The sequence below is a fragment of the Shewanella sp. LC6 genome (assembly GCF_006385735.2).
Taxonomy (GTDB): Bacteria; Pseudomonadota; Gammaproteobacteria; order Enterobacterales; family Shewanellaceae; genus Shewanella; species Shewanella xiamenensis.
On record NZ_CP043902.1, the window covers coordinates 292,758 to 317,643 of the forward strand.

Annotated in this window: 17 protein-coding genes and 2 rRNA genes; 16 read left to right on the forward strand and 3 right to left on the reverse strand. The window is 47.2% G+C overall.

Translation table 11 applies throughout. The annotated features are described in order from the left end of the window. Positions 1 to 129 precede the first annotated feature (129 nt). From FJD32_RS01345 to FJD32_RS01355, 3 genes are all read left to right on the forward strand, one after another. Positions 130 to 3,022: ribosomal RNA gene (locus FJD32_RS01345) — 23S ribosomal RNA — on the forward strand. A 124-nt stretch (positions 3,023 to 3,146) separates the two neighbouring features. Next, positions 3,147 to 3,262 (forward strand): 5S ribosomal RNA (gene rrf / locus FJD32_RS01350). Between the two features lie 261 nt (positions 3,263 to 3,523). Beyond that, positions 3,524 to 4,798: a CinA family nicotinamide mononucleotide deamidase-related protein gene (locus FJD32_RS01355; protein WP_047536205.1), complete on the forward strand. Its 1,275-nt coding sequence runs from the start codon at positions 3,524 to 3,526 to the stop codon at positions 4,796 to 4,798. Positions 4,799 to 4,897: 99 nt separating this feature from the next. Here FJD32_RS01355 and FJD32_RS01360 read toward each other — a convergent pair whose 3' ends face one another. Beyond that, entirely contained in the window at positions 4,898 to 5,443 is a 546-nt protein-coding gene (locus tag FJD32_RS01360) for a DUF1439 domain-containing protein (protein ID WP_037424130.1), read from the reverse strand. Next, a complete protein-coding gene (ppc, locus tag FJD32_RS01365; RefSeq protein WP_140906846.1) occupies positions 5,443 to 8,112 on the reverse strand; it encodes a phosphoenolpyruvate carboxylase in 2,670 nt (889 codons plus the stop codon). Before ppc ends, FJD32_RS01360 begins: the two co-directional genes overlap by 1 nt. Positions 8,113 to 8,730: 618 nt before the next feature. Between ppc and argC the strand changes: the two genes are divergently transcribed. From argC to argH, 5 genes are all read left to right on the forward strand, one after another. Then, positions 8,731 to 9,711, forward strand: a complete 981-nt coding sequence (gene argC, locus FJD32_RS01370; RefSeq protein WP_099457280.1) for an N-acetyl-gamma-glutamyl-phosphate reductase — start codon at positions 8,731 to 8,733, stop codon at positions 9,709 to 9,711. A 31-nt stretch (positions 9,712 to 9,742) separates the two neighbouring features. Next, entirely contained in the window at positions 9,743 to 10,525 is a 783-nt protein-coding gene (argB, locus tag FJD32_RS01375) for an acetylglutamate kinase (protein ID WP_037424139.1), read from the forward strand. A gap of 12 nt (positions 10,526 to 10,537) precedes the next feature. Then, on the forward strand, positions 10,538 to 11,443 hold the full coding sequence (locus tag FJD32_RS01380; protein ID WP_140906847.1) for an ornithine carbamoyltransferase: 906 nt from the start codon (positions 10,538 to 10,540) through the stop codon (positions 11,441 to 11,443). 60 nt (positions 11,444 to 11,503) lie between these two features. Beyond that, positions 11,504 to 12,727 carry an argininosuccinate synthase gene (locus FJD32_RS01385; RefSeq protein ID WP_088586511.1) on the forward strand — a complete coding sequence of 408 codons (1,224 nt, stop codon included), beginning with the start codon at positions 11,504 to 11,506 and terminating at the stop codon, positions 12,725 to 12,727. Positions 12,728 to 12,819: 92 nt separating this feature from the next. Beyond that, positions 12,820 to 14,187: an argininosuccinate lyase gene (gene argH, locus FJD32_RS01390; protein ID WP_069454021.1), complete on the forward strand. Its 1,368-nt coding sequence runs from the start codon at positions 12,820 to 12,822 to the stop codon at positions 14,185 to 14,187. 74 nt (positions 14,188 to 14,261) lie between these two features. On the opposite strand, the gene FJD32_RS01395 is transcribed toward argH, so the two are convergent. Continuing rightward, positions 14,262 to 16,781, reverse strand: a complete 2,520-nt coding sequence (locus FJD32_RS01395) for a PBP1A family penicillin-binding protein (protein ID WP_037424150.1) — start codon at positions 16,779 to 16,781, stop codon at positions 14,262 to 14,264. Between the two features lie 189 nt (positions 16,782 to 16,970). Here FJD32_RS01395 and FJD32_RS01400 point away from each other — a divergent pair, with 189 nt between their 5' ends. The 8 genes from FJD32_RS01400 (at position 16,971) to aroB (ending at position 24,885) form a co-directional block, all read left to right on the forward strand. Further along, positions 16,971 to 18,050 (forward strand): pilus assembly protein PilM, encoded by a 1,080-nt coding sequence (locus tag FJD32_RS01400; RefSeq protein WP_037424154.1) that lies wholly within the window; start codon positions 16,971 to 16,973, stop codon positions 18,048 to 18,050. Beyond that, positions 18,038 to 18,628, forward strand: a complete 591-nt coding sequence (locus FJD32_RS01405; protein ID WP_140906848.1) for a PilN domain-containing protein — start codon at positions 18,038 to 18,040, stop codon at positions 18,626 to 18,628. Before FJD32_RS01400 ends, FJD32_RS01405 begins: the two co-directional genes overlap by 13 nt. A 48-nt stretch (positions 18,629 to 18,676) precedes the next feature. Continuing rightward, positions 18,677 to 19,777 carry an ISAs1 family transposase gene (locus tag FJD32_RS01410; RefSeq protein WP_172590376.1) on the forward strand — a complete coding sequence of 367 codons (1,101 nt, stop codon included), beginning with the start codon at positions 18,677 to 18,679 and terminating at the stop codon, positions 19,775 to 19,777. Positions 19,778 to 19,847: 70 nt separating this feature from the next. Next, entirely contained in the window at positions 19,848 to 20,471 is a 624-nt protein-coding gene (locus tag FJD32_RS01415) for a type 4a pilus biogenesis protein PilO (RefSeq protein WP_037424160.1), read from the forward strand. Continuing rightward, the gene (locus FJD32_RS01420) at positions 20,471 to 20,986 is read left to right on the forward strand and encodes a pilus assembly protein PilP (RefSeq protein WP_037424163.1); all 516 of its coding nucleotides are present in this window, start codon (positions 20,471 to 20,473) and stop codon (positions 20,984 to 20,986) included. The genes FJD32_RS01415 and FJD32_RS01420 overlap by 1 nt, the downstream gene beginning before the upstream one ends. A 21-nt stretch (positions 20,987 to 21,007) precedes the next feature. Further along, positions 21,008 to 23,065 (forward strand): type IV pilus secretin PilQ family protein, encoded by a 2,058-nt coding sequence (locus FJD32_RS01425; protein WP_037425158.1) that lies wholly within the window; start codon positions 21,008 to 21,010, stop codon positions 23,063 to 23,065. 219 nt (positions 23,066 to 23,284) lie between these two features. Then, positions 23,285 to 23,800: a shikimate kinase AroK gene (gene aroK, locus FJD32_RS01430; protein ID WP_037424170.1), complete on the forward strand. Its 516-nt coding sequence runs from the start codon at positions 23,285 to 23,287 to the stop codon at positions 23,798 to 23,800. Positions 23,801 to 23,805: 5 nt separating this feature from the next. Further along, the gene (gene aroB / locus FJD32_RS01435) at positions 23,806 to 24,885 is read left to right on the forward strand and encodes a 3-dehydroquinate synthase (protein ID WP_099457283.1); all 1,080 of its coding nucleotides are present in this window, start codon (positions 23,806 to 23,808) and stop codon (positions 24,883 to 24,885) included. Position 24,886 lies beyond the last annotated feature (1 nt).

Sequence of the window (24,886 nt, forward strand, 5' to 3'; positions counted from 1 at the left end):
ACTTGTTAAGTGTCTTGAATATTCAAGTCTAAGGCGAGTCCATCTTCTTGGTCGAAGATGAGACAAGTAAAACCAGCTGGTCGCAACAGCGCAAGTGGCTCACGTAAGTGAAACCTATTTGGGTTGTATGGTTAAGCGACTAAGCGTATACGGTGGATGCCTTGGCAGTCAGAGGCGATGAAGGACGTAGTAACTTGCGAAAAGCGTTGGCGAGCTAGTAACAAGCATTTGAGCTAACGATGTCCGAATGGGGGAACCCGGCCGCATAAGCGGTCATCATTAAGTGAATACATAGCTTAATGAGGCAAACGAGGGGAACTGAAACATCTAAGTACCCTTAGGAAAAGAAATCAACCGAGATTCCCCTAGTAGCGGCGAGCGAACGGGGATTAGCCCTTAAGTCAGAGGGGTGTTAGTGGAATGGTCTGGAAAGTCCAGCGGCACAGGGTGATAGCCCCGTACACGAAAACTAACCTTTGATGAAAACGAGTAAGGCGGGACACGTGATATCCTGTTTGAATATGGGGGGACCATCCTCCAAGGCTAAATACTCCTGACTGACCGATAGTGAACCAGTACCGTGAGGGAAAGGCGAAAAGAACCCCTGTGAGGGGAGTGAAATAGAACCTGAAACCGTATACGTACAAGCAGTGGGAGCGGTACTTGAGACCGTGACTGCGTACCTTTTGTATAATGGGTCAGCGACTTACGTTTTGTAGCGAGGTTAAGCGAATAGCGGAGCCGTAGGGAAACCGAGTGTTAACTGCGCGTTTAGTTGCAAGGCGTAGACCCGAAACCCGGTGATCTAGCCATGGGCAGGTTGAAGGTTGAGTAACATCAACTGGAGGACCGAACCGACTAATGTTGAAAAATTAGCGGATGACTTGTGGCTGGGGGTGAAAGGCCAATCAAACCGGGAGATATCTGGTTCTCCTCGAAAGCTATTTAGGTAGCGCCTCGAGCGAATACCATTGGGGGTAGAGCACTGTTAAGGCTAGGGGGTCATCCCGACTTACCAACCCTTTGCAAACTCCGAATACCAATGAGTACTACTCGGGAGACAGACGGCGGGTGCTAACGTCCGTCGTCAAAAGGGAAACAACCCAGACCGTCAGCTAAGGTCCCAAAGTGTATGTTAAGTGGGAAACGATGTGGGAAGGCTTAGACAGCTAGGATGTTGGCTTAGAAGCAGCCATCATTTAAAGAAAGCGTAATAGCTCACTAGTCGAGTCGGCCTGCGCGGAAGATGTAACGGGGCTAAACATACCACCGAAGCTACGGGTGCAATTCATTAGAGTTGCGCGGTAGAGGAGCGTTCTGTAAGCCGTTGAAGGTGAAGGGGTAACCCACACTGGAGGTATCAGAAGTGCGAATGCTGACATGAGTAACGATAAAGGGGGTGAAAAACCCCCTCGCCGAAAGACCAAGGGTTCCTGTCCAACGTTAATCGGGGCAGGGTGAGTCGACCCCTAAGGTGAGGCCGAAAGGCGTAATCGATGGGAAACAGATTAATATTTCTGTACTTCCGCTAACTGCGATGGAGAGACGGAGAAGGCTAGGCTAGCGCGGCGTTGGTAGTCCGCGTTTAAGGTGGTAGGTGGGTGACTTAGGCAAATCCGGGTCACTATACACTGAGAGCTGATGACGAGTCCCCAAGGGGATGAAGTAGTTGATGCCATGCTTCCAGGAAAATCTTCTAAGCTTCAGGTTAGCGGGAATCGTACCCCAAACCGACACAGGTGGTCGGGTAGAGAATACCAAGGCGCTTGAGAGAACTCGGCTGAAGGAACTAGGCAAAATGGTACCGTAACTTCGGGAGAAGGTACGCTCCTGTTGGTGATGAGACTTGCTCTCTAAGCTGACGGGAGTCGCAGATACCAGGTGGCTGCAACTGTTTATCAAAAACACAGCACTGTGCAAACTCGCAAGAGGAAGTATACGGTGTGACGCCTGCCCGGTGCCGGAAGGTTAATTGATTGGGTTATCGCAAGAGAAGCTCATGATCGAAGCCCCGGTAAACGGCGGCCGTAACTATAACGGTCCTAAGGTAGCGAAATTCCTTGTCGGGTAAGTTCCGACCTGCACGAATGGCGTAATGATGGCCACGCTGTCTCCAGCCGAGACTCAGTGAAGTTGAAATTGCGGTGAAGATGCCGTATACCCGCGGCTAGACGGAAAGACCCCGTGAACCTTTACTATAGCTTGGCACTGAACATTGACCCTACATGTGTAGGATAGGTGGGAGACTATGAAGTTGGAACGCTAGTTCTGATGGAGTCGTCCTTGAAATACCACCCTTGTAGTGTTGATGTTCTAACTTGGCCCCATTATCTGGGGTAAGGACAGTGCCTGGTGGGTAGTTTGACTGGGGCGGTCTCCTCCCAAAGAGTAACGGAGGAGCACGAAGGTTGGCTAAGTACGGTCGGACATCGTACGGTTAGTGCAATGGCATAAGCCAGCTTAACTGCGAGACAGACACGTCGAGCAGGTACGAAAGTAGGTCATAGTGATCCGGTGGTTCTGAATGGAAGGGCCATCGCTCAACGGATAAAAGGTACTCCGGGGATAACAGGCTGATACCGCCCAAGAGTTCATATCGACGGCGGTGTTTGGCACCTCGATGTCGGCTCATCACATCCTGGGGCTGAAGTCGGTCCCAAGGGTATGGCTGTTCGCCATTTAAAGTGGTACGCGAGCTGGGTTCAGAACGTCGTGAGACAGTTCGGTCCCTATCTGCCGTGGGCGTTGGATGATTGAGGGGAGTTGCTCCTAGTACGAGAGGACCGGAGTGAACGAACCGCTGGTGTTCGGGTTGTCATGCCAATGGCATTGCCCGGTAGCTATGTTCGGAATCGATAACCGCTGAAAGCATCTAAGCGGGAAGCGAGCCCCAAGATGAGTCATCCCTTGGACTATAAGTCCACTAAAGAGCCGTTCGAGACTAGGACGTTGATAGGTCAGGTGTGTAAGCGTTGTGAGGCGTTGAGCTAACTGATACTAATGACTCGAGAGGCTTAACCATACAACCCAGATGGGTTTTGCTAAGTAGCACTTAGACGAATAGAAACACTTAAGAAGTGGTACTCAATCCAGCTTTCCGAATTCATTTACTGCCTAGATAAGATAGGGAGTAGATACCGAATTTGCTTGGTGACAATAGCATTGTGGTCCCACCTGATCCCATCCCGAACTCAGAAGTGAAACGCAATCGCGCCGATGGTAGTGTGGGGTCTCCCCATGTGAGAGTAGGTCATCGCCAAGCGCCTAAATAAACAATGAAGCCAGCTGAATAAGCTGGCTTTTTTGTTTTTCGCGTTTGCCATCTTTAGATTGTGATTTTGAAATCACTCATTCCAATTTTCAGCCTCTTTCGCTCACACACCCCTGATGTGCGCTAAATCGCGACTGACTACCTTATTTTCTTCACACTACTGAACCATATCTCCCAAAGGTCAACTCTTGCTATTACTTCAGAGGTTACTTACCTTATGCAGTAACTTATTGGGGTAGCTAAGGATCTATGATGAAGTTAGAGATGATTTGTACTGGGGAAGAGGTGCTGTCGGGTCAGATTGTTGATACTAACGCTGCTTGGTTTGCCAGCACTATGATGGAGCATGGCATTGAGATCCAAAGGCGCGTTACAGTCGGGGATCGTCTCGAGGACTTAATTGCGGTTTTCCAAGAGCGTAGTTTGCATGCCGATGTGATTTTAGTGAATGGCGGCTTGGGGCCGACCAGTGATGATATGTCTGCCGAGGCAATGGCTAAGGCTAAAGGCGAGCCTCTGGTTGAGAATCGGGAGTGGCGTCAACGTTTAGAAGATTGGTTTACGCGCAATAATCGCGAGATGCCAGTGAGTAATTTAAAGCAGGCAATGCTGCCTGAGTCTGCGGTGATGGTGGATAACCCCGTCGGCACGGCCTGTGGATTTAGAGTGAAGTTGAATCGAGCTTGGTTGTTCTTCACCCCTGGCGTGCCATTTGAACTCAAGCATATGGTGAAGGAACAGTTTATTCCTTTTATCCGTGAAGAGTTTGACCTCGACGCTAAGGTGGCGCTGAAGAAGTTGCTGACCATAGGCCATGGCGAGTCTTCCCTTGCCGACAAAATTGAGCCATTGGAGTTGCCTGAGGGAATTACCATTGGCTATCGCTCCTCAATGCCACATATTGAGATTAAGATCTTTGCCCGCGGCGAGAAGGCGATTGCTTTGCTGCCACGGGTGACTGGGCACATCAAAATGGTGCTGGGGACTGCGGTCGTCGCCGAAGATAAAGCGACGCTTGCCGAAGAGATCCATGCTAAGTTGCTGAATTCTGGATTGACCTTGAGTGTTGCTGAGTCTTGTACGGGTGGGATGATTACCAGCCAATTAGTCGACTTCCCGGGCAGTTCTTCCTATCTACAACACGGTCTAGTGACTTACAGTAATGAGTCTAAGGTGCGAGTATTAGGTGTTAATCCGGCTACGTTGGACGATCACGGCGCAGTCTCTATTCCAACGGTTGAAGAAATGGCCAAGGGCGCGCGTGCTATTTTAGACAGTGATTTTGCCTTAGCGACCAGTGGGATAGCGGGACCTGATGGCGGAACCGAAGAAAAGCCCGTTGGTACGGTGGCAATTGCCTTGGCAACCCGCAGTGGCGTCTACAGCCAAATGATAAAACTGCCGCGACGTTCGCGGGATTTAGTGCGTAGCTTAAGTGCGGCGGTAGCCTACGATATGTTAAGACGTGAATTACTCACCGAAGCTGTGATTGTGGATTATCAATCGATAGGGCGTTTCAGCAAGTAACTCTTTGGATACTTACGGGTTTTAGTCAGTCTAGCTTGACTAACAAAAATGCTCCCGAGGGAGCATTTTTTTATGGCGAATGGTTTGCAACGCAAGCCGTTATTTAGTGAACTTAAGGACTAATTTGCCAGGGACGACTTGAATGCTCTCGGTCATCTTGGCCATCAGCGCTTGGTTACTATCCTTCGTATCGAGCACATAAACGGGCTGATTCTCGAGGAAATGCCTTAAGTAGCCCATCACTTGTGGTGTCGCGCTACTGATGGCTTTCTCGATATCCTTGGGTGTTGACTCGACTTTCACCAATTCAAGCTGGCGTAGGTAGACGCTGTGGGTGGCACTGTCATACCAAGGCTTGGCCTCAAAGGTTGTTGAAAGTTGCGCCTTCAACGGATAAATAGGGTTAGTGATGGACACCTGAGTGGTCGCACTTACGCTCATAGTGTCAGGCTTGTCACCGAGTCTGACACTGATGTCGTTAATGCGCACTTGCGCGCCCACGAGTTGATTACCTTGTTTCACCTCAAAATGGATCTCTTTGCTGAGATACTGCTCCATTTCATGCTCGCTGATACTGTACTGCGTGACGCAGCCGCCAAGCAGTACAGATAATCCCAAGCAAAGGCTAAGCGTGAGTTTTTTCATTAACCTGTGTTTCTCATGCCCGCCGCGACACCGGCAATCGTCAGCATTAAGGCGAGTTGCACGTGTTCGGAAGCGGGAGCTTCGGTTGTTTCCTTGCGGGTACGAGCTAATAACTCGGTCTGCAGGAAGTTTAATGGATCGATATAGGGATTGCGCAGTTTGACTGATTCGCGATTCCACGGTGTATGCGCCATTAAGGTATCCGATTTAGTCAGCTCCAGCACCACTTTAATGCCGAGATCTAAACGCTGGCGTAAAGTTTCGCCTAAGTGGTGGAGATTGGGTGGTACTAAGCAGGTTTCATAGTAACGCGCTAAGTTAGGTTCCGCCTTGGCGTACACCATCTCCAGCATGGAAATCCGCGTGCTAAAGAAGGGCCATTCGCGATCCATATCTTGTAGCAAACCCATTTCGCCACGTTCGCAGGCAGCCTGTAATGCTTCACCGGCGCCGAGCCATGCTGGCAACATTAAGCGGTTTTGAGACCAAGCGAAAATCCAAGGAATGGCACGTAAGCTCTCGATACCGCCATCGACACGGCGTTTTGCCGGGCGACTGCCTAATGGTAGTTTGCCCAGTTCAACCTCTGGAGTGGCTGCACGGAAATAAGGCACAAAATCAGGCTCTTCACGGACGATACCGCGGTAAGCACTCACTGACTCCTCTGCAATGCGCTCCATACAATTGCGCCATTCCTGCTTAGGCTCGGGCGGCGGAAGCAGAGTCGCTTCTAACACCGCCGAGGTGTACAGGGCTAAGCTTTGCACCGCCAATTTAGGCAGGCCGAACTTAAAGCGGATCATCTCACCTTGTTCGGTGACACGAATACGGCCATCAACAGATCCGGGCGGTTGCGACAGAATCGCTTTGTGAGCAGGGCCGCCGCCACGACCAATACTGCCTCCACGACCATGGAACAGCGTCAGCTTAACGCCAGCCTGTTTACAGACGGCGACTAACTGCTCCTGTGCGCGATATTGCGCCCAAGCGGCTGCCATTACACCCGCATCTTTGGCTGAGTCGGAGTAGCCGATCATCACCTCTTGCATGCCTTTGGTATAACCACGATACCAGTCGATATCGAGCAATGCGGTAATACATTCGGCGGCGTTGTTTAAGTCACTTAAGGTTTCAAACAGCGGCACAACACGCATTGGGTGAGTACAGCCAGTTTCTTTGAGCAGCAATAATACGGTTAACACATCTGAAGGCTTGCTCGCGATCGAGATCACATAGGAGCCCAACGCCTTCGCCGGATGCTTAGCAATTAAGCGGCAAGTGTTAAGCACTTCGGCTACATCGGCGGAAGGTTGCCAGTTGCTCGGGATCAGCGGACGACGGTTACTGAGTTCACGCAGCAAGAAGGCTTGTTTTTCGGTTTCATCCCAATGATTAAAGTCACCCATACCTAGATAGCGGGTTAACTCTGCAAGTACATCGCAGTGACGGCCGGCGTCTTGGCGAATGTCGAGCCTAAGCATATGAATGCCAAAACAAGCGAGACGGCGCAAAATGTCGAGCAGTAAACCGTTAGCAATCAAACGCATGCCGCAGTCACATAAACTCTTATACAGCATCTCTAGCGGCGCTTTAAGATCGCTTTCTTGCCAAATCAGCGTCGACTTATCCACTTCAGGATTGTGGCCCTCAATACGGGCATTTAAGTAATCTATGGTGTCACGCAGTTTTTGTCTTAATGAGCGCAGCACAAAACGATAGGGTTCGCAGCTATTGTTGGTATAAGCCTTTAATTCATCATTGGCTTCTTCCATTGAGAGTTCACCCACTAGTAACACTATATCCTTGAGGAATAAACGTGCCGCAGCATGGCGATTACGGTCTAACACTTCTTGGGTGACTTTGGCGGTCACAAAGGGGTTACCGTCGCGATCACCACCCATCCAGCTTGAGAAGCGCACCGGTGCAATATCGATAGGCAATTGCTGGCCAGTGCGCTCTTGTACTTGATCGTTGAGCTGCCTTAAAAAGTCGGGGACGGCGTGCCAGAGAGATTCTTCAATCGTCGATAATCCCCAGCGGGCTTCATCCACTGGCGTTGGGCGCTCACGGCGAATTTCATTGGTGTGCCAGATTTGGGCGATTAACTGGCGCAGACGCAGATTAATTTGGCGACGTTCTCTATCGGATAATTGATCGTTTTCTTGCTCGGCGAGGCAATCCACAATCGCCGCATATTTTTGGATCAGTGTGCGGCGAGAGATTTCCGTTGGATGTGCGGTGAGGACTAAGTCGATATCAAGCGTCTTTAAGCAATCCAACATCTTGGTTTGATCGATACGGCCATTCAGCATACGGCCAAGCAACTGTTCGACCGGATCCGGTACACAAACCAGTTCATCACAGTTACGGCTAATAGTATGAAATTGTTCGGATAAGTTTGCTAGGTTGAGGAATTGGTTGAAGGCTTTGGCAAAAGGCACTAACTCTTCATCGGGGAGTGCGGTCAGCAGTTCTAGCATTTGCTCCCGTGCCGCCTCATCGCCACGGCGGGAATCTTTTGCAAGTTTACGAATTTGCTCAACCTTCTCGAGGAAAGAATCACCGAGGTGGGTGCGCATTGTATCGCCAAGGATCTGCCCTAACATACTCACGTTTGATCTTAACGACGCATACATGTCGGTCACATTGTCTGCCACATTACCTGCCATAGTTACTCCGAATAGAAAAACATCAAAATCCGCTTTGTATTAGCCCGCTAGCACAATACCTACCACTGAGGGCAATGGTCAACAGCAGAACTTATAACTTATACGACTGGCTTATCTTATATGCAACTAATCACGATAATTGTTGAGGAATATTCAATATAAATGCGAGCTAACGCAATATTTTATTATGTTTAGCCAAAGTGAATATGAACTGCATTATTTTGGCTTTGCGTACATGTATATCAGGTGTTAATAAAAAGGACTGATTTTTCAGTCTTTCATCCATAGATAACTGAGTTATAAAGAAGTTAGTGAGGTATTGTGTCATTTGCTAAGCGTGCTTGAACGCAGATTAAAGATAAAATTTAATAAAAATATATATTCACATATATTGCATAAATAGATCTTTGTGGTAGTCTAGCCTGCAGTTGAGATGAGTCACCCCTTGTGACCTGTAGAGTAAATATCATGATGTATAGCGTTAAGCCGTCAGTGAATAAAATAACGAGCCATTACGATTTCCCACGACGATAGTCCTGTCATCATAGATATGCGCTGTTGCGTATACGCTATTCATCTATTCTTTAAGTCTCTTTGATTTGGTTTATAAAAATACATATGAAAAATATCGCCATTATCGGCGCCAGTGGTTACACAGGTGCACAACTCACTGCTTTAGTCCATGCGGAGTCTGAATTATCAATTCAAGGCCTGTATGTCTCTGAAAATAGTTTAGATAAAGGTAGAGCTTTAGCAGATTTGTACCCTGTCTACAGCCACATTGACTTAGTTCTGTCACCATTGACTGAAGAAGCGAAGGCTAAGATTGTCGCTGAGGCGGATGCAGTGGTGTTGGCGACCGAGCACTCGGTGAGTTTGCATCTAGCTGCATGGTTTTATCACCAAGGTTTAGCGGTATTTGATTTAAGCGGTGCCTATCGTTTCAGTGATGTGGCGCAGTACCCTAAGTGGTACGGTTTTGAGCACGAATATCCCGAGGTGCTAGCCAAGGCTGTTTATGGTCTTGCCGAGTGGAATGCCAAAGAAGTCGCCGCAACTAAGATGATTGCTGTGCCAGGTTGTTACCCAACAGCATCATTAACCGCTTTGAAACCATTAAAGAATTTACTGACCTCCGCCTATCCGGTGATCAATGCGGTCAGCGGTGTGACGGGCGCGGGCCGTAAGGCACAGCTGCATACCAGTTTTTGCGAAGTGAGCCTCACACCCTACGGCGTATTAGGCCACAGACATCAACCCGAAATTGCCACTCAACTGGGGCAAGAGGTGATCTTCACGCCGCACCTTGGCAACTTCAAGCGCGGCATTTTAGCAACCATCACGGTACAGCTAAAACCGGGCACCACCACCGCCGATGTGGCTGCGGCATACAGTGTGTATGACCAAGCCCCGCTGGTGACGGTGAAACAGAACCAGTTCCCGAAAGTAGATGATGTAGTGCTGACTCCGAATTGCCACTTAGGTTGGAAGTTTGATGAGAACAGTGGCTACTTAGTGGTTGCCAGTGCCATCGACAATTTGATGAAAGGCGCGGCGAGCCAAGCCCTGCAATGCATAAAGATTCACTTTAACCTTTAACCGTTCATCCTTATTTAAGAGAGTCGTCAAGATGTCTACCAACAACTCAGTATTAGTTCTTAAAGTCGGCGGCGCCCTGCTGCAGTGTGAAATGGGGATGGCGCGTTTAATGGATACCGCCGCAGCAATGATCGCAAATGGTCAGCAGGTGCTGATGGTGCATGGCGGTGGCTGTTTGGTCGATGAGCAATTAGCCGCAAACGGCATGGAAACCGTCAAGTTAGAAGGCCTGCGGGTGACCCCGCCTGAGCAAATGCCGATCATTGCCGGTGCACTGGCCGGAACATCAAACAAGATCCTCCAAGGCGCAGCGACAAAGGCTGGGATTGTGAGTGTGGGCATGAGCTTAGCCGATGGCAACACAGTATCGGCCAAGATCAAAGATGAGCGTTTAGGGTTAGTGGGCGAGGTTTCTCCTAAGGACGCCACTTACCTCAAGTTTATTCTGTCCCAAGGTTGGATGCCGATTTGTAGCTCAATTGCCATGATGGACGATGGCCAAATGCTAAACGTGAACGCCGATCAAGCGGCGACGGTATTAGCTAAGTTGGTCGGTGGCAAGTTGGTGCTGCTATCGGATGTGTCTGGCGTACTCGATGGTAAAGGTCAATTAATCCCTTCACTGAATGGTAAGCAGATTGCCGAGTTGGTTAAGCAAGGCGTGATCGAAAAGGGAATGAAAGTAAAAGTTGAAGCTGCGCTCGAAGTGGCGCAGTGGATGGGGCAGGCGGTTCAAGTGGCCTCATGGCGTGATGCAAGCCAATTAGTCGCATTAGCAAAAGGTGAGGCCGTGGGCACACAAATCCAACCATAAGCGGAGTAGGTTATGAAGCATTTACTATCGATAAAAGAGTTAACCCAGCAGCAGTTGCTGGATCTGATTACCTTGGCAAAGACGATTAAAGCGAATCCCGCTGAGTATCGTCATGCACTGGACGGTAAGAGTGTGGTGATGTTATTTGAAAAGCCATCTCTGCGTACTCGTGTTAGCTTCGATATCGGTATTAACAAGCTCGGTGGCCACTGTTTATACCTAGACCAGCAAAATGGTGCCTTAGGTAAGCGGGAATCGGTCGCTGACTTTGCTTCTAACCTGTCCTGTTGGGCCGATGCCATTGTGGCTAGAACGTTCTCCCACACGACTATCGAACAATTAGCTGAGTTTGGTAGTGTGCCCGTGATTAATGCACTTTCGGATTTATACCATCCTTGCCAAGCTTTAGCCGATTTTTTAACCTTGGCCGAGCATTTTGAAAATATCAGTGATGCTAAGTTAGCGTATGTGGGTGATGGTAATAACGTTACTAACTCATTGATGTATTGCGCGGCCATTCTCGGTGCCACCATGACAGTGATCTGCCCTGCGGGTCACTTTCCTGATGGCTACGTTGTGGCCGAAGTGCAAGAGCTCGCGAGCCGATATGGCGGCAAGGTTGTACTGACTTCAGATATTGATGCGATTGAAGGTCACGATGCTATCTATACTGATACTTGGATTTCCATGGGAGATCCAACACCGTTAGCGGAAATTAAGGATAAGTTTGCACCTTATCAGGTCAATAAGGCCTTGATGGCGAAAGCGGATGCTCACTTCTTTATGCACTGCTTACCCGCTCACCGCGGTGTTGAAGTGACCGATGAAGTGATGGATGGCGAAGGCTCCTTGATCCTGCAACAAGCTGAGAATCGGATGCACGCCCAAAATGCAGTACTGGTAACCCTATTTAGTTAATTTAACCCTGTTTAGCAGCCTACTTTCTCCAAGGTGAGAAACGAGTTATAGGAATTTAAGATGTCTATCGAGAACAAAAATACTGGCGTGAAAAAAGTCGTTTTAGCCTATTCGGGTGGTCTAGATACTTCGGCCATTATTCCTTGGTTAAAAGAAACCTACGACAACTGTGAAATCATCGCCTTTTGCGCTGACGTTGGTCAGGGTGAAGAAGAGTTAGTGGGTCTGACTGAAAAGGCATTAGCCTCAGGCGCGTCTGAATGCCATATCGTCGATCTGAAAGAAGAATTCGTTAAAGATTACATCTACCCAACCATGGCAACGGGGGCGATTTACGAAGGGACTTACTTGTTAGGTACTTCAATGGCGCGCCCAATCATCGCGAAGGCGCAGGTTGAAGTGGCGCGTAAAGTGGGTGCCGATGCCCTGTGCCACGGTTGTACCGGTAAGGGTAACGACCAAGTGCGTTTTGAAGGTTGCTTTGCGGCATTAGCGCCTGATTTAAAAGTGATTGCCCCGTGGCGTGAATGGACCATGCAGAGCCGTGAAGATCTGCTGGCTTACTTAGCTGAGCGTAATATCAAGACGTCAGCTTCTGCGACTAAGATCTACAGCCGTGATGCTAACGCATTCCACATTTCCCACGAAGGTGGCGAATTGGAAGATCCATGGAACGAGCCAAGCAAAGGTGTGTGGACGCTGACTGCCGATCCGGAAGATGCGCCAAACGAAGCAGAATATGTGTCACTTGAAGTCGAACATGGCCGTGTGACTAAAGTAAACGGTGAAGCATTAACGCCTTACGCTGCACTGATGAAGCTGAACGCCATCGCTGCACCACATGGCGTGGGTCGTATCGATATCACCGAAAACCGTTTAGTGGGCATGAAGTCTCGTGGTTGCTACGAAACCCCAGGCGGCACTGTGATGTTTGCCGCGCTGCGCGCGATTGAAGAGTTAGTGCTGGATAAAACCAGCCGTACTTGGCGCGAGCAAGTGGGTGCCCAAATGGCACACTTAGTGTACGACGGTCGTTGGTTTACACCTCTGTGTAAGTCGCTGCTGGCGGCATCTGAGTCCTTAGCCGAGTCTGTCAACGGTGAAGTTGTGGTTAAACTCTACAAAGGTCACGCGATTGCCGTTAAGAAACGTTCGCCAAACAGCTTGTACTCTGAAGCGTTTGCGACCTTCGGTGAAGACCAAGTGTACGACCAAAAACACGCAGAAGGCTTTATCCGTCTGTACTCGTTAGCGAGCCGTATCCGCGCGCTCAACGCTAAGTAATAGGCAGACTCAAAGGGCGCCTAGCGCCCTTTTTTATATCTTAAGTTTTAATGGCTTTAACGTATTCAAAGCAGTGACCGAGGGGATTGAGCATGGCTTTATGGGGTGGAAGATTTCAGGGCGAAACCAGCGCGCTATTTAAATTATTCAACGATTCACTGCCGGTGGATTATCGTTTGTTTGAGCAGGATGTAGTTGGCTCTATCGCTTGGGCCGATGCAATTGCTAGCGTTGGCATTATCACTGCCACTGAATGCAGTGACTTGAAGAAAGCGTTGAACGAGCTGCTGGTGGAAGTGAAGGGCGATCCTGCGATTATTCTCGCCTCGGGCGCGGAAGATATTCACAGTTTCGTGGAATCTGCGTTGATCGCCAAAGTCGGCGATCTGGGAAAAAAACTCCATACGGGCCGTAGCCGTAACGACCAAGTCGCTACCGACTTAAAACTCTGGTGCCAATCCGAAGGTGCGGCATTAGTGGCTCGCCTACAAACCTTACGCAGCGAACTTATCGCGCTCGCGGAGCGTGAATTCGACGCTGTAATGCCAGGTTACACTCACTTGCAACGCGCTCAACCTGTGACCTTCGGCCATTGGTGTTTAGCCTATGTGGAAATGATTGAGCGTGATCTTAGCCGCTTAACCGATGCCTTAAAGCGCGCCAATACCTGTCCGCTCGGTTCGGGTGCATTGGCGGGCACAGCCTATCAAATGGATAGATATGCGCTTGCAGCAGCACTGAACTTTGCTTCGCCAACCTTAAACAGTTTGGATAGCGTGTCGGATCGCGACCATGTGGTTGAGCTGTGCGGAGCCGCCTCTATCAGCATGATGCACTTAAGCCGCATGGCCGAAGATTTGATTTTCTTTAACTCGGGTGAAGCGGGCTTTATCTCATTAAGTGATGAAGTGACCTCGGGGTCATCGTTAATGCCACAAAAGAAAAACCCCGATGCGCTGGAGCTTATTCGCGGTAAAACGGGCCGTGTGTACGGCAGTTTAGTGGGTATTCTCACCACGATGAAGGCATTGCCACTGGCCTACAACAAAGACATGCAGGAAGACAAAGAAGGCCTGTTCGACGTGGTCGACAGCTGGGCTATTTGCTTGGATATGGCGGCATTAGTCTTATCTGGCTTAGTCGTTAACCGCCCGAATGCGCTGTTAGCCGCGCAGCAAGGTTATGCCAACGCGACCGAATTGGCGGATTATCTGGTGTCTAAGGGCATGCCGTTCCGTGAAGCGCACCATGTAGTCGGTGTGGCAGTAGTTGCGGCGATCGCTAAGAAGATCCCGTTAGAAGGTTTTACGCTCGCCGAGTTTAAAACCTTTGCCGATATCATCGAAGATGATGTGTATCCCAACCTTACCATCGAAGCCTGTTTGGCAAAACGTGATGTCCTCGGCGGCACAGCGTTGACTCAAGTTAAGCAAGCGATTGCGGCTAAAAAAGCGGGTTAATGCAAAGTAGGTTAATCTTAGGTGAGCAATAAAAAACGCGACTCAAGGTCGCGTTTTTTTATTGCTATTTACGGCTATTGGAACAAGTCATCCGCTGGCGCATCGATGAAGAGATTATTTTCATCTTGGCTTTCACTGATATATTCCTTCGGTTCAGTGCCCGAGATAAAGTATTCAAAATCACTGGTGTAATCAGTTTTACGAGTGAGCTTGCCTGTTGCAAGGTCGATCCGCACCGAGACGATTCCCTCTGGTGGAATCGCCGTGGTTTCTGGAACGCCTTTAAGCACGTTATTCATAAATTCGTTCCAGCCAGGTCCTGCGGTCTTAGCACCGGCTTCGGTCCCGGTGATCTGATCTTTTTCACCATTAGCGTTCCAAGCGGTTCTACCTAACTGGCGACCATGATCGTCAAATCCCACCCAGAAGGTGCTCGTCAGCGTTGGGCCAAAACCACTGAACCACGTATCACGAGATTCGTTGGTTGTCCCCGTTTTACCTGCAATATCATGGCGTTTAATTAATTGCGCCGCACGCCAAGCAGTACCTTGCCAACCTGTGCCTTTACTCCAATCGCCGCCACCCCAGATCACGCTCTTCAGCGCTTCGGTGATCAGGAATGCCGTTTGCTCGGAGATAATTTGCGGTGCGTAACGGCCAGTTTGTTCAAAGCAATGGGCAACTGGCTCATCGGTTTGCGCCGTTGGCTCACTAAAGCCCATTGGGTCGCTACTCGGTTGGGTTAGATTACCACTTGGCTTACAAGCTAAGGTTGGATTGGCTTTTTCAATTACATTACCGAAGGAGTCTTCTACTCGTTCGATATAGAAAGGTTCAACCAAGAAGCCACCATTTGCAAACACGTTGAAAGCCGCTGCGACTTGTAAGGGCGTTACCGAAGGTGAACCCAGTGCTAAGGACTCGTTGCGTGGTAAGTCGTTAGGGTCAAAACCGAACTTAGTTAACTCGGCAATAGCTGCATCTAAACCAATATGGCGCATGGCACGAACAGACATGACGTTGATCGATTGCGCTAAGCCCACACGTAAACGCGTTGGGCCACCATAGATATCGGGTGAGTTTTTCGGCCGCCACGCAGTACCTTGGCTAATATCGGGTTTATTAATCGGTGCGTTGTTAATCAGAGTCGCGAGCGTAAAGCCTTTTTCTAATGCCGCAGCATAGATGAAAGGTTTAATATTCGAACCTAATTGGCGTTTAGCCTGAGTCACCCGGTTGTATTGGCTTTGGCTAAAGCTGTAACCACCCACTAAAGTACGGATAGCGCCATTTTCCGGATCGAGTGACACTGTGGCACTCGCTACTTCGGGGACTTGCGATAATTGTAAGTACTGGCCATTGTCGCGGATCCAAATACGTTCGCCTACTGTCAGCATGTCTGAAGCCGATTTAGGTACCGCACCTTGGCGTTTATCGTTAATAAATTTACGCGCCCATTTCAAGCCATCCCATTTGATGACTTTGGTTTCACCTTTAGCGGTTAATACACTGGCTTGCTGTCCATCAATGCTTAATACCGCGGCAGGTTGTAACTCTTGGACGGGTGTGACTTTAGCCAGTTCAGCTTTGATTTGTGCATTATCAGGCTTAGCGCCTGTCCACAAAACAGCAGCAGGACCGCGGTAGCCATGACGTTCATCATAGGCATAAACATTATTGCGTAATGCTTGCTGCGCTAACAGCTGGAGATCGGATGAAATCGTGGTGTAGACGTTATAGCCATTGGTATAGGCTTCTTCTTCACCATATTTTTGCACCATGTAATCCCGGGCCATTTCAGAAATATAAGGGGCATAGAGATCGATTTCGGCACCATGATATTTGGCTACGAGTGGCTCCTGGAGTGCGGTTTGGTACTCCGTTTTGCTGATATACCCCACTTCATTCATCCGCATCAACACCACGTTGCGACGAGCGAGAGCACGGGAAGGTGAAGTAATGGGGTTAAGCGTTGAGGGGGCCTTTGGCAAGCCAGCAATCATACTCATTTCAGACAGAGTCAGATCTTGGACGTTTTTGCCAAAATACACTTGAGCGGCTGCGCCAACGCCATAAGCTCTTTGGCCTAAATAGATACGGTTAACGTACAGCTCTAAAATCTCATCTTTCGTTAACAACTGCTCAATATGGTAGGAAATAAAAATTTCCTTCACCTTACGAATAATGGTTTTGTCGCGGGTTAGGAAGAAGTTACGTGCCACCTGCATGGTGATAGTACTTGCTCCTTGCTTTTTTTCGCCGGTTGTTAACATGACGATTGCTGCGCGGATTACCCCGACAGGATCGATACCACCATGCTCATAAAAGCGCGCATCTTCGGTGGCAAGGAAGGCTTGTAACAGCGGTTTGGGGACTTCTTCCAGTTTTAAGGGAATACGTCGTTTTTCACCAAACTGAGATATGAGTTTGCCATCACTACTGTAAATGCGCAAAGGTGTTTGTAATTGCACATTTTTTAGTGTCGAAACATCCGGCAGATCCGGCAAAACATAAAAGTATGCTGCAACAATGGCGCCTACGCCCAAAAGGGCTAGACTGAATAGAGCTATAACAATACGTTTTAACCACTTCACCTAAATTGATCCTAATGTTCAGTTAAGTGCGACAGTATATAAGGCGCGAACGTTTGGGTGAAGCAAAAACGTGACGGCCCTAAAATAGCGTTTGTAAAATCTTGAAACATTCTATACAAATACGTATAACGGGTTGATTTTGTGCTAATCTCTCATACTGAAATATAAATAATAAAGTGACAACGGATTATGCTTTCAAATTTATGGAAGCGTCAGGCTCCGCAAATGGTCGGAATTGATATTGGTTCCCATGAAGTAAAGGCCATTTTGCTGAGTAAGACTGCTGATGGATACAAAATATTAAGTCACGTAGCGGTTCCCGTAAAAAAGGGTGCTATTAACGATCATGATATTCGTGATACCGATGCCGTTGTTGAATGCCTCAAACAGGTAAAGCGTGCTTTGCCTAAATCGGTTAAATATGCTGCGGTTGCGGTTTCTGGTTCTGCTGTAATGACTAAGGTCATCTACATGGATGCCTCGCTTAGCGAAGAGGAAATGGAAGCGCAAATTGAGATTGAGGCTGATAACTTAATCCCCTATTCCCTTGATGAAGTCAGCATTGATTTTGAAACCTTAAACGTCAACAGTACCGATCCTTCTAAGGTCGATGTATTACTCAGTGCTTGCCGTACTGACAATATCGATGCCAGAGTTGATGCGCTTGATGAAGTCGAGCTAGAGACTAAAGTCGTTGACGTTGAAGGCTATGCCTTAGGTCGAGCGGTTGAGTTAGTCCTAGGCCAATTACCTGAAGGGGCTCGCCAGAAAGCGGTTGCCATGGTCGATATCGGCGCGAATATGACTACTTTCTGCGTTGTCGAGTCTGGCGAAACTACATTTATCCGTGAACAAGCCTTTGGTGGTGAGTTATTTACTCAGTCGATTCTCTCTTTTTATGGCATGTCTTATGAGCAGGCAGAAAAAGCAAAAATCGAGGGTGATTTACCGCGTAATTATATGTTTGAAGTGTTATCTCCCTTCCAAACGCAATTACTGCAGCAAATTAAGCGAACGCTGCAAATTTATTGTACTTCAAGCGGCAAAGATAAAGTCGACTATCTCGTCTTATGTGGTGGCACATCTAAACTAGAAGGCATGGCTAACTTATTGACCAATGAGTTAGGTGTTCACACCATAATTGCCGACCCTTTCCAAGGATGCCTGCACGCGGATGAATCCGTTAAAAATATACTGCAACCTAGCATTAGCAAATATATGGTTGCTTGTGGCTTAGCCCTGAGGAGCTACGGTCAATGGCGAACATAAACCTGCTTCCTTGGCGTGAAGAAGCGAGAGAAAAGCAGAAACGCGATTATATCGGCATATTGGCTGCGGTATTTTTGGGGTCAGCAATCTTAGTCTATGCTGCGCTGGCTTTACTCGAAATGATGACTGATGAGCAGCGAGCAAGAAATGCTTATTTACAGTCAGAAATTCAGCAGCTCGATGCTCAAATTGCCGAGATTAAAAAGATCACTGAACGTAAAAAAGATATTGAGCGTCGAACAGAAATTATTTTAAATCTTCAGCAATCCCGTAATTTGCCGACACACGTATTAGACGAGCTAGTGCGTATTGTTCCGCCAGGAATTTATCTATCGAGTCTTGAGAAAAAAGGCAGTTTGTTGCTCATTGAAGGTCGCAGTGAGTCGAATAATAACGTAGCAAATATGATGCGTAAGGTAAAAGCGTCTGAGTGGTTAACCGATCCCAATATGCAATCGATCGTTACCCAAGATGATGAGTTAAGACAATTGCAGAGCTTTAGTTTAAGGGTGAGCATCAAAGGAGCCATTGCTGAAGCAGGGCGGGATCATACTTTGTTAACTGACGGAAACTTTTAGGCTTAAGCAGGATCAGAGCCTGCATGTTATGCTAACGGCCAATTCCCAATGTCACTGTTTGAACACTTGAAACTCATCGAAGACCCTCGCTCTCACATCAACCTAGACCATGATTTAGTTGATATTATTTTTCTTGTTTTAGCCGCAATCGCTTCAGGTTGTGATGGCTGGCAAGCTATCGAAGAATTCGGCAAAGAGAATCTATCTTGGTTGCGTAAACATCGAGATTTTGACAAAGGGATCCCGACTCGGCATTCCATTGCCCGGATTATTAAAGTCATCGATACCGAAATCCTTGTTTTGACGCTCTTTCGTTGGGCAAATAGCTTAAGAGAAACATCATCCAAGCCATTGATCGCTATCGACGGCAAAACGTTGCGTGGTGCTGTTAATCAAAATGGCGCTAAAAATGCGCTACACCTCGTTTCGGCCTTTGATACCGAACAAGGAATTGTGCTCTATCAGCAAGATACACAGACCAAAGGTAACGAAATAGCAACGGTTCAAGCGCTGTTGCACATGTTAGACATTAAAGACGCTGTTGTAACCTTTGATGCACTTCACTGCCAGCGGGAAACGCTTCAACAAATCATCAAAGCTAAAGGCGACTATGTTGTTCAGGTCAAAGGTAACCAACCTCTACTTAGGCAGGCCATAGAGGTGCAGTTTCAACCCCACTGGGATAACAACGGCGTTGACATGTTAAGTATCGAAGAGGATGACAAGGGGCATGGCCGTAAGGAGCGTCGCACGACGTTTCAAGTCCCAGCAACGCTGCCACAGGCGCTCGCGAAAAAGTGGCCGTCAGCCAAGTCGCTAATTGCCGTTGAGCGTCAACGAAAACATAAAGGTGTTACAACCATTAATACGGATTATTACTTAAGTTCTTTACCTCTGGACATCGAACTTGCAGCCAAAGCGGTGCGTCAGCATTGGCACATCGAGAACCAGCAACACTGGGTGCTTGACGTCACCTTTAGGGAAGACTGTTCAAGGATTGGTGACCGTGAAAACGCGAAGAAGATGGCGCTATTTCGGCGTATCGTGCTGAATCTTTTAGGGCAGCATCCGCTAAAAGCCAGTAAACCTACCAAAATAAGAAAGGCAGCATGGAATGGTGATTTTAGGAGCGAGATTTTCTTTGGTTAAGAGATTTAACAAAGCTTAATCCCGCCCTGATTGCTGAAGAGCCCGCAAAAGCGGCAAAAGGAGCGAGTAAATGAAGCTCGATCTCAGTCAGTTTAATGATATCGATTTTGAAAATATCGGAAGTTGGCCAAAACAAGTAAAAGTATTTTTCGCTATTTTGCTGGCTCTTTGCGTATTTGCAGCGGGATATTTTGTGGTGTTGTCTGATGCAATCGATGTGATTAATAATGAACAAAACAAAGAGTTACAGCTAAGAGAAGATTTTCAAAACAAATATCAACTGGCCGCTAATTTAAAGCTCTATCGTGAACAACTTGCCGTAATGGAAGGGCAATTTGCCGAATTGCTGAAAATGTTACCTTCAGAAAACGAGATGCCCGGTTTGCTTGATGACTTAACCTTTGCAGCAACGGATGCTGGTTTACGGATTAAAAGTTTAAATTGGGAAGCTGAAATTCAGCGAGATTTTTATATCGAATTTCCAATTAAGATGTCAGTCACTGGTGATTATCACCAGATTGGCAATATGGTGAGTGGTGTTGCTAAGTTACCTCGTATTGTTAGTTTGCATGATTTTACGATCAAACGTGATGATAGCGGTACTTTAACCATGGACATTCTTGCTAAAACCTATCGCTTTAAAGAAGGGGCAGAGTTACCCCCCGAAAAGCCTGCTAACAAGGGGAAGAAATAATGAAACTCTTACCTCTGTTAGGGATGAGTCTTTTTTTAATGGGGTGTGTTGGCGATCGTAGTGATTTAGAGCTATTTGTTACTACAACTAAAGCACAGCATGTGGCGCATATTCCACCCTTAAAAGAACCGCCTAAGTTTGAGCATTTTGCCTACCAGGCTGAGTTAATGCGTAGTCCCTTTGTTCCGCCTTCTCGCGAATTAACCGAAGAAGTCGTTGATACCAGTAAAAACTGCTTACAACCGGATTTAAAACGTCGTAAAGGCCGTTTAGAAACTTATGCTTTAGACAACCTAAAAATGCGCGGTACGTTAAGTGAAGCTAATGTAACTTGGGCGCTGATTGAAACGAATGATGGCAGTGTATATCGGATGGGCGTGGGTGAGTATCTAGGGTTGTTTAACGGACGTATAGCGAAAGTGACTCCACAGAATGTGGAAGTTGTAGAATTAATTCCAGATGGTACGGGTTGTTGGTCAGAGCGTACAAACAACATCGAACTTTCTGGAAAATAACAAGCGAAGGATGAGGGAACAATGAAATCTTCTGCCGCGATAAAAATCCCGTTATCGTTTTTATCTTCAGGCTTAGTTAAGTCTGTTATTGGGATCGCATTACTATTTGGATTTTTGCCATCGAGCTTTGCGGCAAATCGGCTAATGGATGTGAAATACCATGCTTTAGTCGATCATCAGTTAGAGGTCGAGTTAATATTTGAGGATGCGATTTCGGCTCCACAAATTGATTCAAATGCATCGCCTGCTGAGCTGGTATTGACCTTTGATGATAGTATTTCTGGTCTTTCTAAAGATCGCTTACCGATTAATCAGGTCGGTGTTAAAGATCTAGTGACCTCGCAGCAAGATGCGCGTTTGACGGTGACTTTAGGTTTATCCAAAGTCAAACCTTATCAAGGTAGCGTAGTTGGTAATTCTTATCGCTTAACCATTAATGATGAGGTTGTGAATTCTCAGACAACAGCAAATAGCCCATTTGTAAATAGTATTAAAAATATTGATTTTCGACGTAATGAAAATGGCGGTGGCGATTTATTAGTCTACCTAAATAGCCGCTCTGTTGCGGCCAACGTTGAGCAAATTGGTGCCAAACTTGAGGTTCAGCTTTACAACACTGACATCAACAATGACTTGTTGTATGTGATGGATGTACAGGATTTTTCTACGCCAGTTAAAAACTTTGAAACCTTTAAAGATGACTTAACGACTCGCATCATAGTCGATGTATCGGGTAATTATGAGTTCAATTATAAGCAGGAAGATAACCTCTTTAGGTTGTCGATTAATAAGGTTGAACGTACTGTAGCGACTAAAGATATTAAGAAATATAACGGTAAGACCCTTTCATTAAACTTCCAGAATATTTCTGTTCGTACCGTATTACAGATTATTGCTGACTATAACAACTTTAACTTAGTGACCAGTGATACTGTTGAGGGAGATATTACCCTTAGGCTTGACGATGTACCTTGGGACCAAGCACTGGATTTGATTTTGCAAACCAAAGGACTCGATAAACGCATCGAAGGTAATATTTTGATGGTGGCGCCGAGTGAAGAGCTTGCGATTCGCGAAAGTCAAAATCTCAAAAGTAAACAGGAAGTTAAAGAGCTTGCGCCGCTTTATTCTGAGTATCTGCAGATTAACTATGCCAAAGCGACCGACATTGCCGAGCTATTAAAAGGCACTGACTCAAGTTTATTGTCTCCTCGCGGTTCTGTGGCCGTTGATGAGCGCACCAATACGGTACTCGTCAAAGATACCGCTGAAATCATCGAAAATATTCATCGTTTGGTTGAGGTGCTTGATATTCCGATCCGCCAAGTGTTGATTGAATCACGTATGGTTACCGTAAAGGATGACGTATCCGAAGATTTGGGTATCCGCTGGGGAGTGACTGATCAGCAGGGTGATAAAGGGACCTCTGGCTCTCTAGAAGGGGCCGGTGATATTGCCAATGGTACGATACCGAGTTTAGATAATCGTTTGAATGTGAACTTGCCTGCGGCCGTCACTAACCCAACTAGCATCGCCTTCCATGTGGCTAAGCTCGCTGACGGTACTATCTTGGATCTAGAGCTCAGTGCACTAGAGCAAGAAAACAAAGGTGAGATTATCGCGAGCCCTCGTATCACGACCTCTAACCAAAAATCGGCGTATATTGAGCAGGGTGTTGAAATTCCCTACGTACAATCCACGTCAAGCGGTGCGACCTCGGTGACCTTTAAAAAGGCGGTGTTGTCACTAAGGGTGACACCACAAATTACACCGGACAATCGTGTGATTCTGGATCTTGAGATTACGCAAGACTCACAGGGCAAAACGGTGGATACGCCGACAGGTCCAGCAGTAGCGATTGATACACAGCGTATTGGTACTCAAGTACTTGTCGATAATGGCGAAACCATTGTATTAGGTGGTATCTACCAGCAGAATTTGATTAGCCGGGTTAGCAAGGTACCTATTTTGGGAGACATTCCTTTGGTCGGTTTCTTATTCCGTAACAGTACCGACAAGAATGAGCGCCAAGAGCTATTGATTTTTGTAACACCTAAAATTGTGAATGAGAAACTCTAACTCTATGTAGTCGTTCGGATAAAGCCAGCACCACTTGCTGGCTTTATTATTTATAAAATACAATTCTTACCATAAATAGCGAGCATCACTTGCCAGACTAGACATTAAACTGAGATAATCCTCGGTCAAGTCTCATAAGAGCAAGGTAACATACAGTAGGTCGGCTTGATCATGAGTCGATATAGGCATACTTTTCATTAAGATTCAGACGTACAAGAAATGGCTGAAAAACGTAATATTTTTCTGGTAGGCCCAATGGGCGCAGGTAAAAGCACAATTGGTCGCCATCTGGCGCAAATGCTGCATTTAGAATTCCACGATTCAGATCAAGAGATTGAGCAACGCACTGGCGCTGATATTGCTTGGGTGTTTGATGTAGAAGGCGAAGAAGGTTTCCGCCGTCGTGAGGCTCAGGTTATTGCTGATCTGTCTGAAAAACAGGGTATTGTCCTTGCCACTGGTGGTGGTTCAGTTCAGAGCAAAGATATCCGTAATCATTTATCTGCTCGCGGTATTGTGGTTTATCTCGAAACCACTATCGACAAACAGGTTGCGCGAACTCAAAGAGACAAGCGTCGCCCATTACTGCAAGTAGATGATCCGCGAGAAGTATTAGAGAGCCTCGCAGAAATCCGTAACCCTCTGTACGAAGAAATTGCTGATGTGATCGTTAAAACTGATGATCAAAGTGCAAAGGTTGTTGCGAATCAAATCGTTGAGAAATTAGGTTTCTAGGCAGAATGACACAACAAATTCAGGTTAATTTAGGTGAACGTAGTTACCCCATTTACATTGGCCAGAGTTTGATGAGTGATAGCGAGACTTTGTCTCGCTATCTGCTGAAAAAACGTATCCTTATCGTCACCAATGAAACCGTCGCGCCCTTGTATCTAAACCAGGTTCAAGACACGATGGCTTCGTTTGGTGAGGTATCTAGTGTCATCCTTCCCGATGGCGAACAATTTAAAGATTTAACGCATTTAGATGTTATTTTTTCGGCTTTACTGCAACGTAATTATGGCCGAGATTCTGTGTTGGTGGCCCTCGGTGGAGGGGTGATTGGTGATATGACGGGGTTTGCCGCGGCATGTTATCAACGTGGTATCGATTTTATTCAAATCCCTACAACGCTTTTATCCCAAGTGGATTCTTCGGTTGGCGGCAAAACGGCGGTCAATCATCCTTTGGGTAAAAATATGATAGGGGCTTTTTATCAGCCGCAAATTGTCATTATTGATACTGACTGTTTAAAGACCTTGCCAGCGCGTGAGTTTGCTGCGGGGATGGCGGAAGTTATTAAATATGGCATTATGTGGGATGCTGAGTTTTTTCAATGGCTTGAGGATAATGTTCAAGCACTAAAAAGCTTAGACACTCAAGCCTTAGTCTATGTGATTTCCCGCTGCTGCGAAATTAAAGCTGATGTGGTCAGCCAAGATGAAACAGAGCAGGGCGTGCGCGCGCTTTTGAATCTTGGGCATACCTTTGGTCATGCTATTGAGGCTGAGATGGGCTATGGTAACTGGTTGCACGGTGAGGCCGTTGCGGCTGGCACAGTCCTTGCTGCTCAAACCGCTAAGTCTTTAGGATTGGTTGATGAGTCAATTGTCCGTCGTATTGTGCAATTGTTTCAAGCCTTCGATCTTCCTGTAAAAGCGCCGGAATCAATGGATTTCGACAGTTTTATTCAACATATGCGTCGCGATAAGAAAGTGTTAGGCGGTCAGATCCGGCTGGTACTTCCTACGGCCATTGGTCGAGCGGAAGTCTTTAGTCAAGTCTCTGAATCTACCCTAGAACAGGTTATCTGCTGCGCATAAA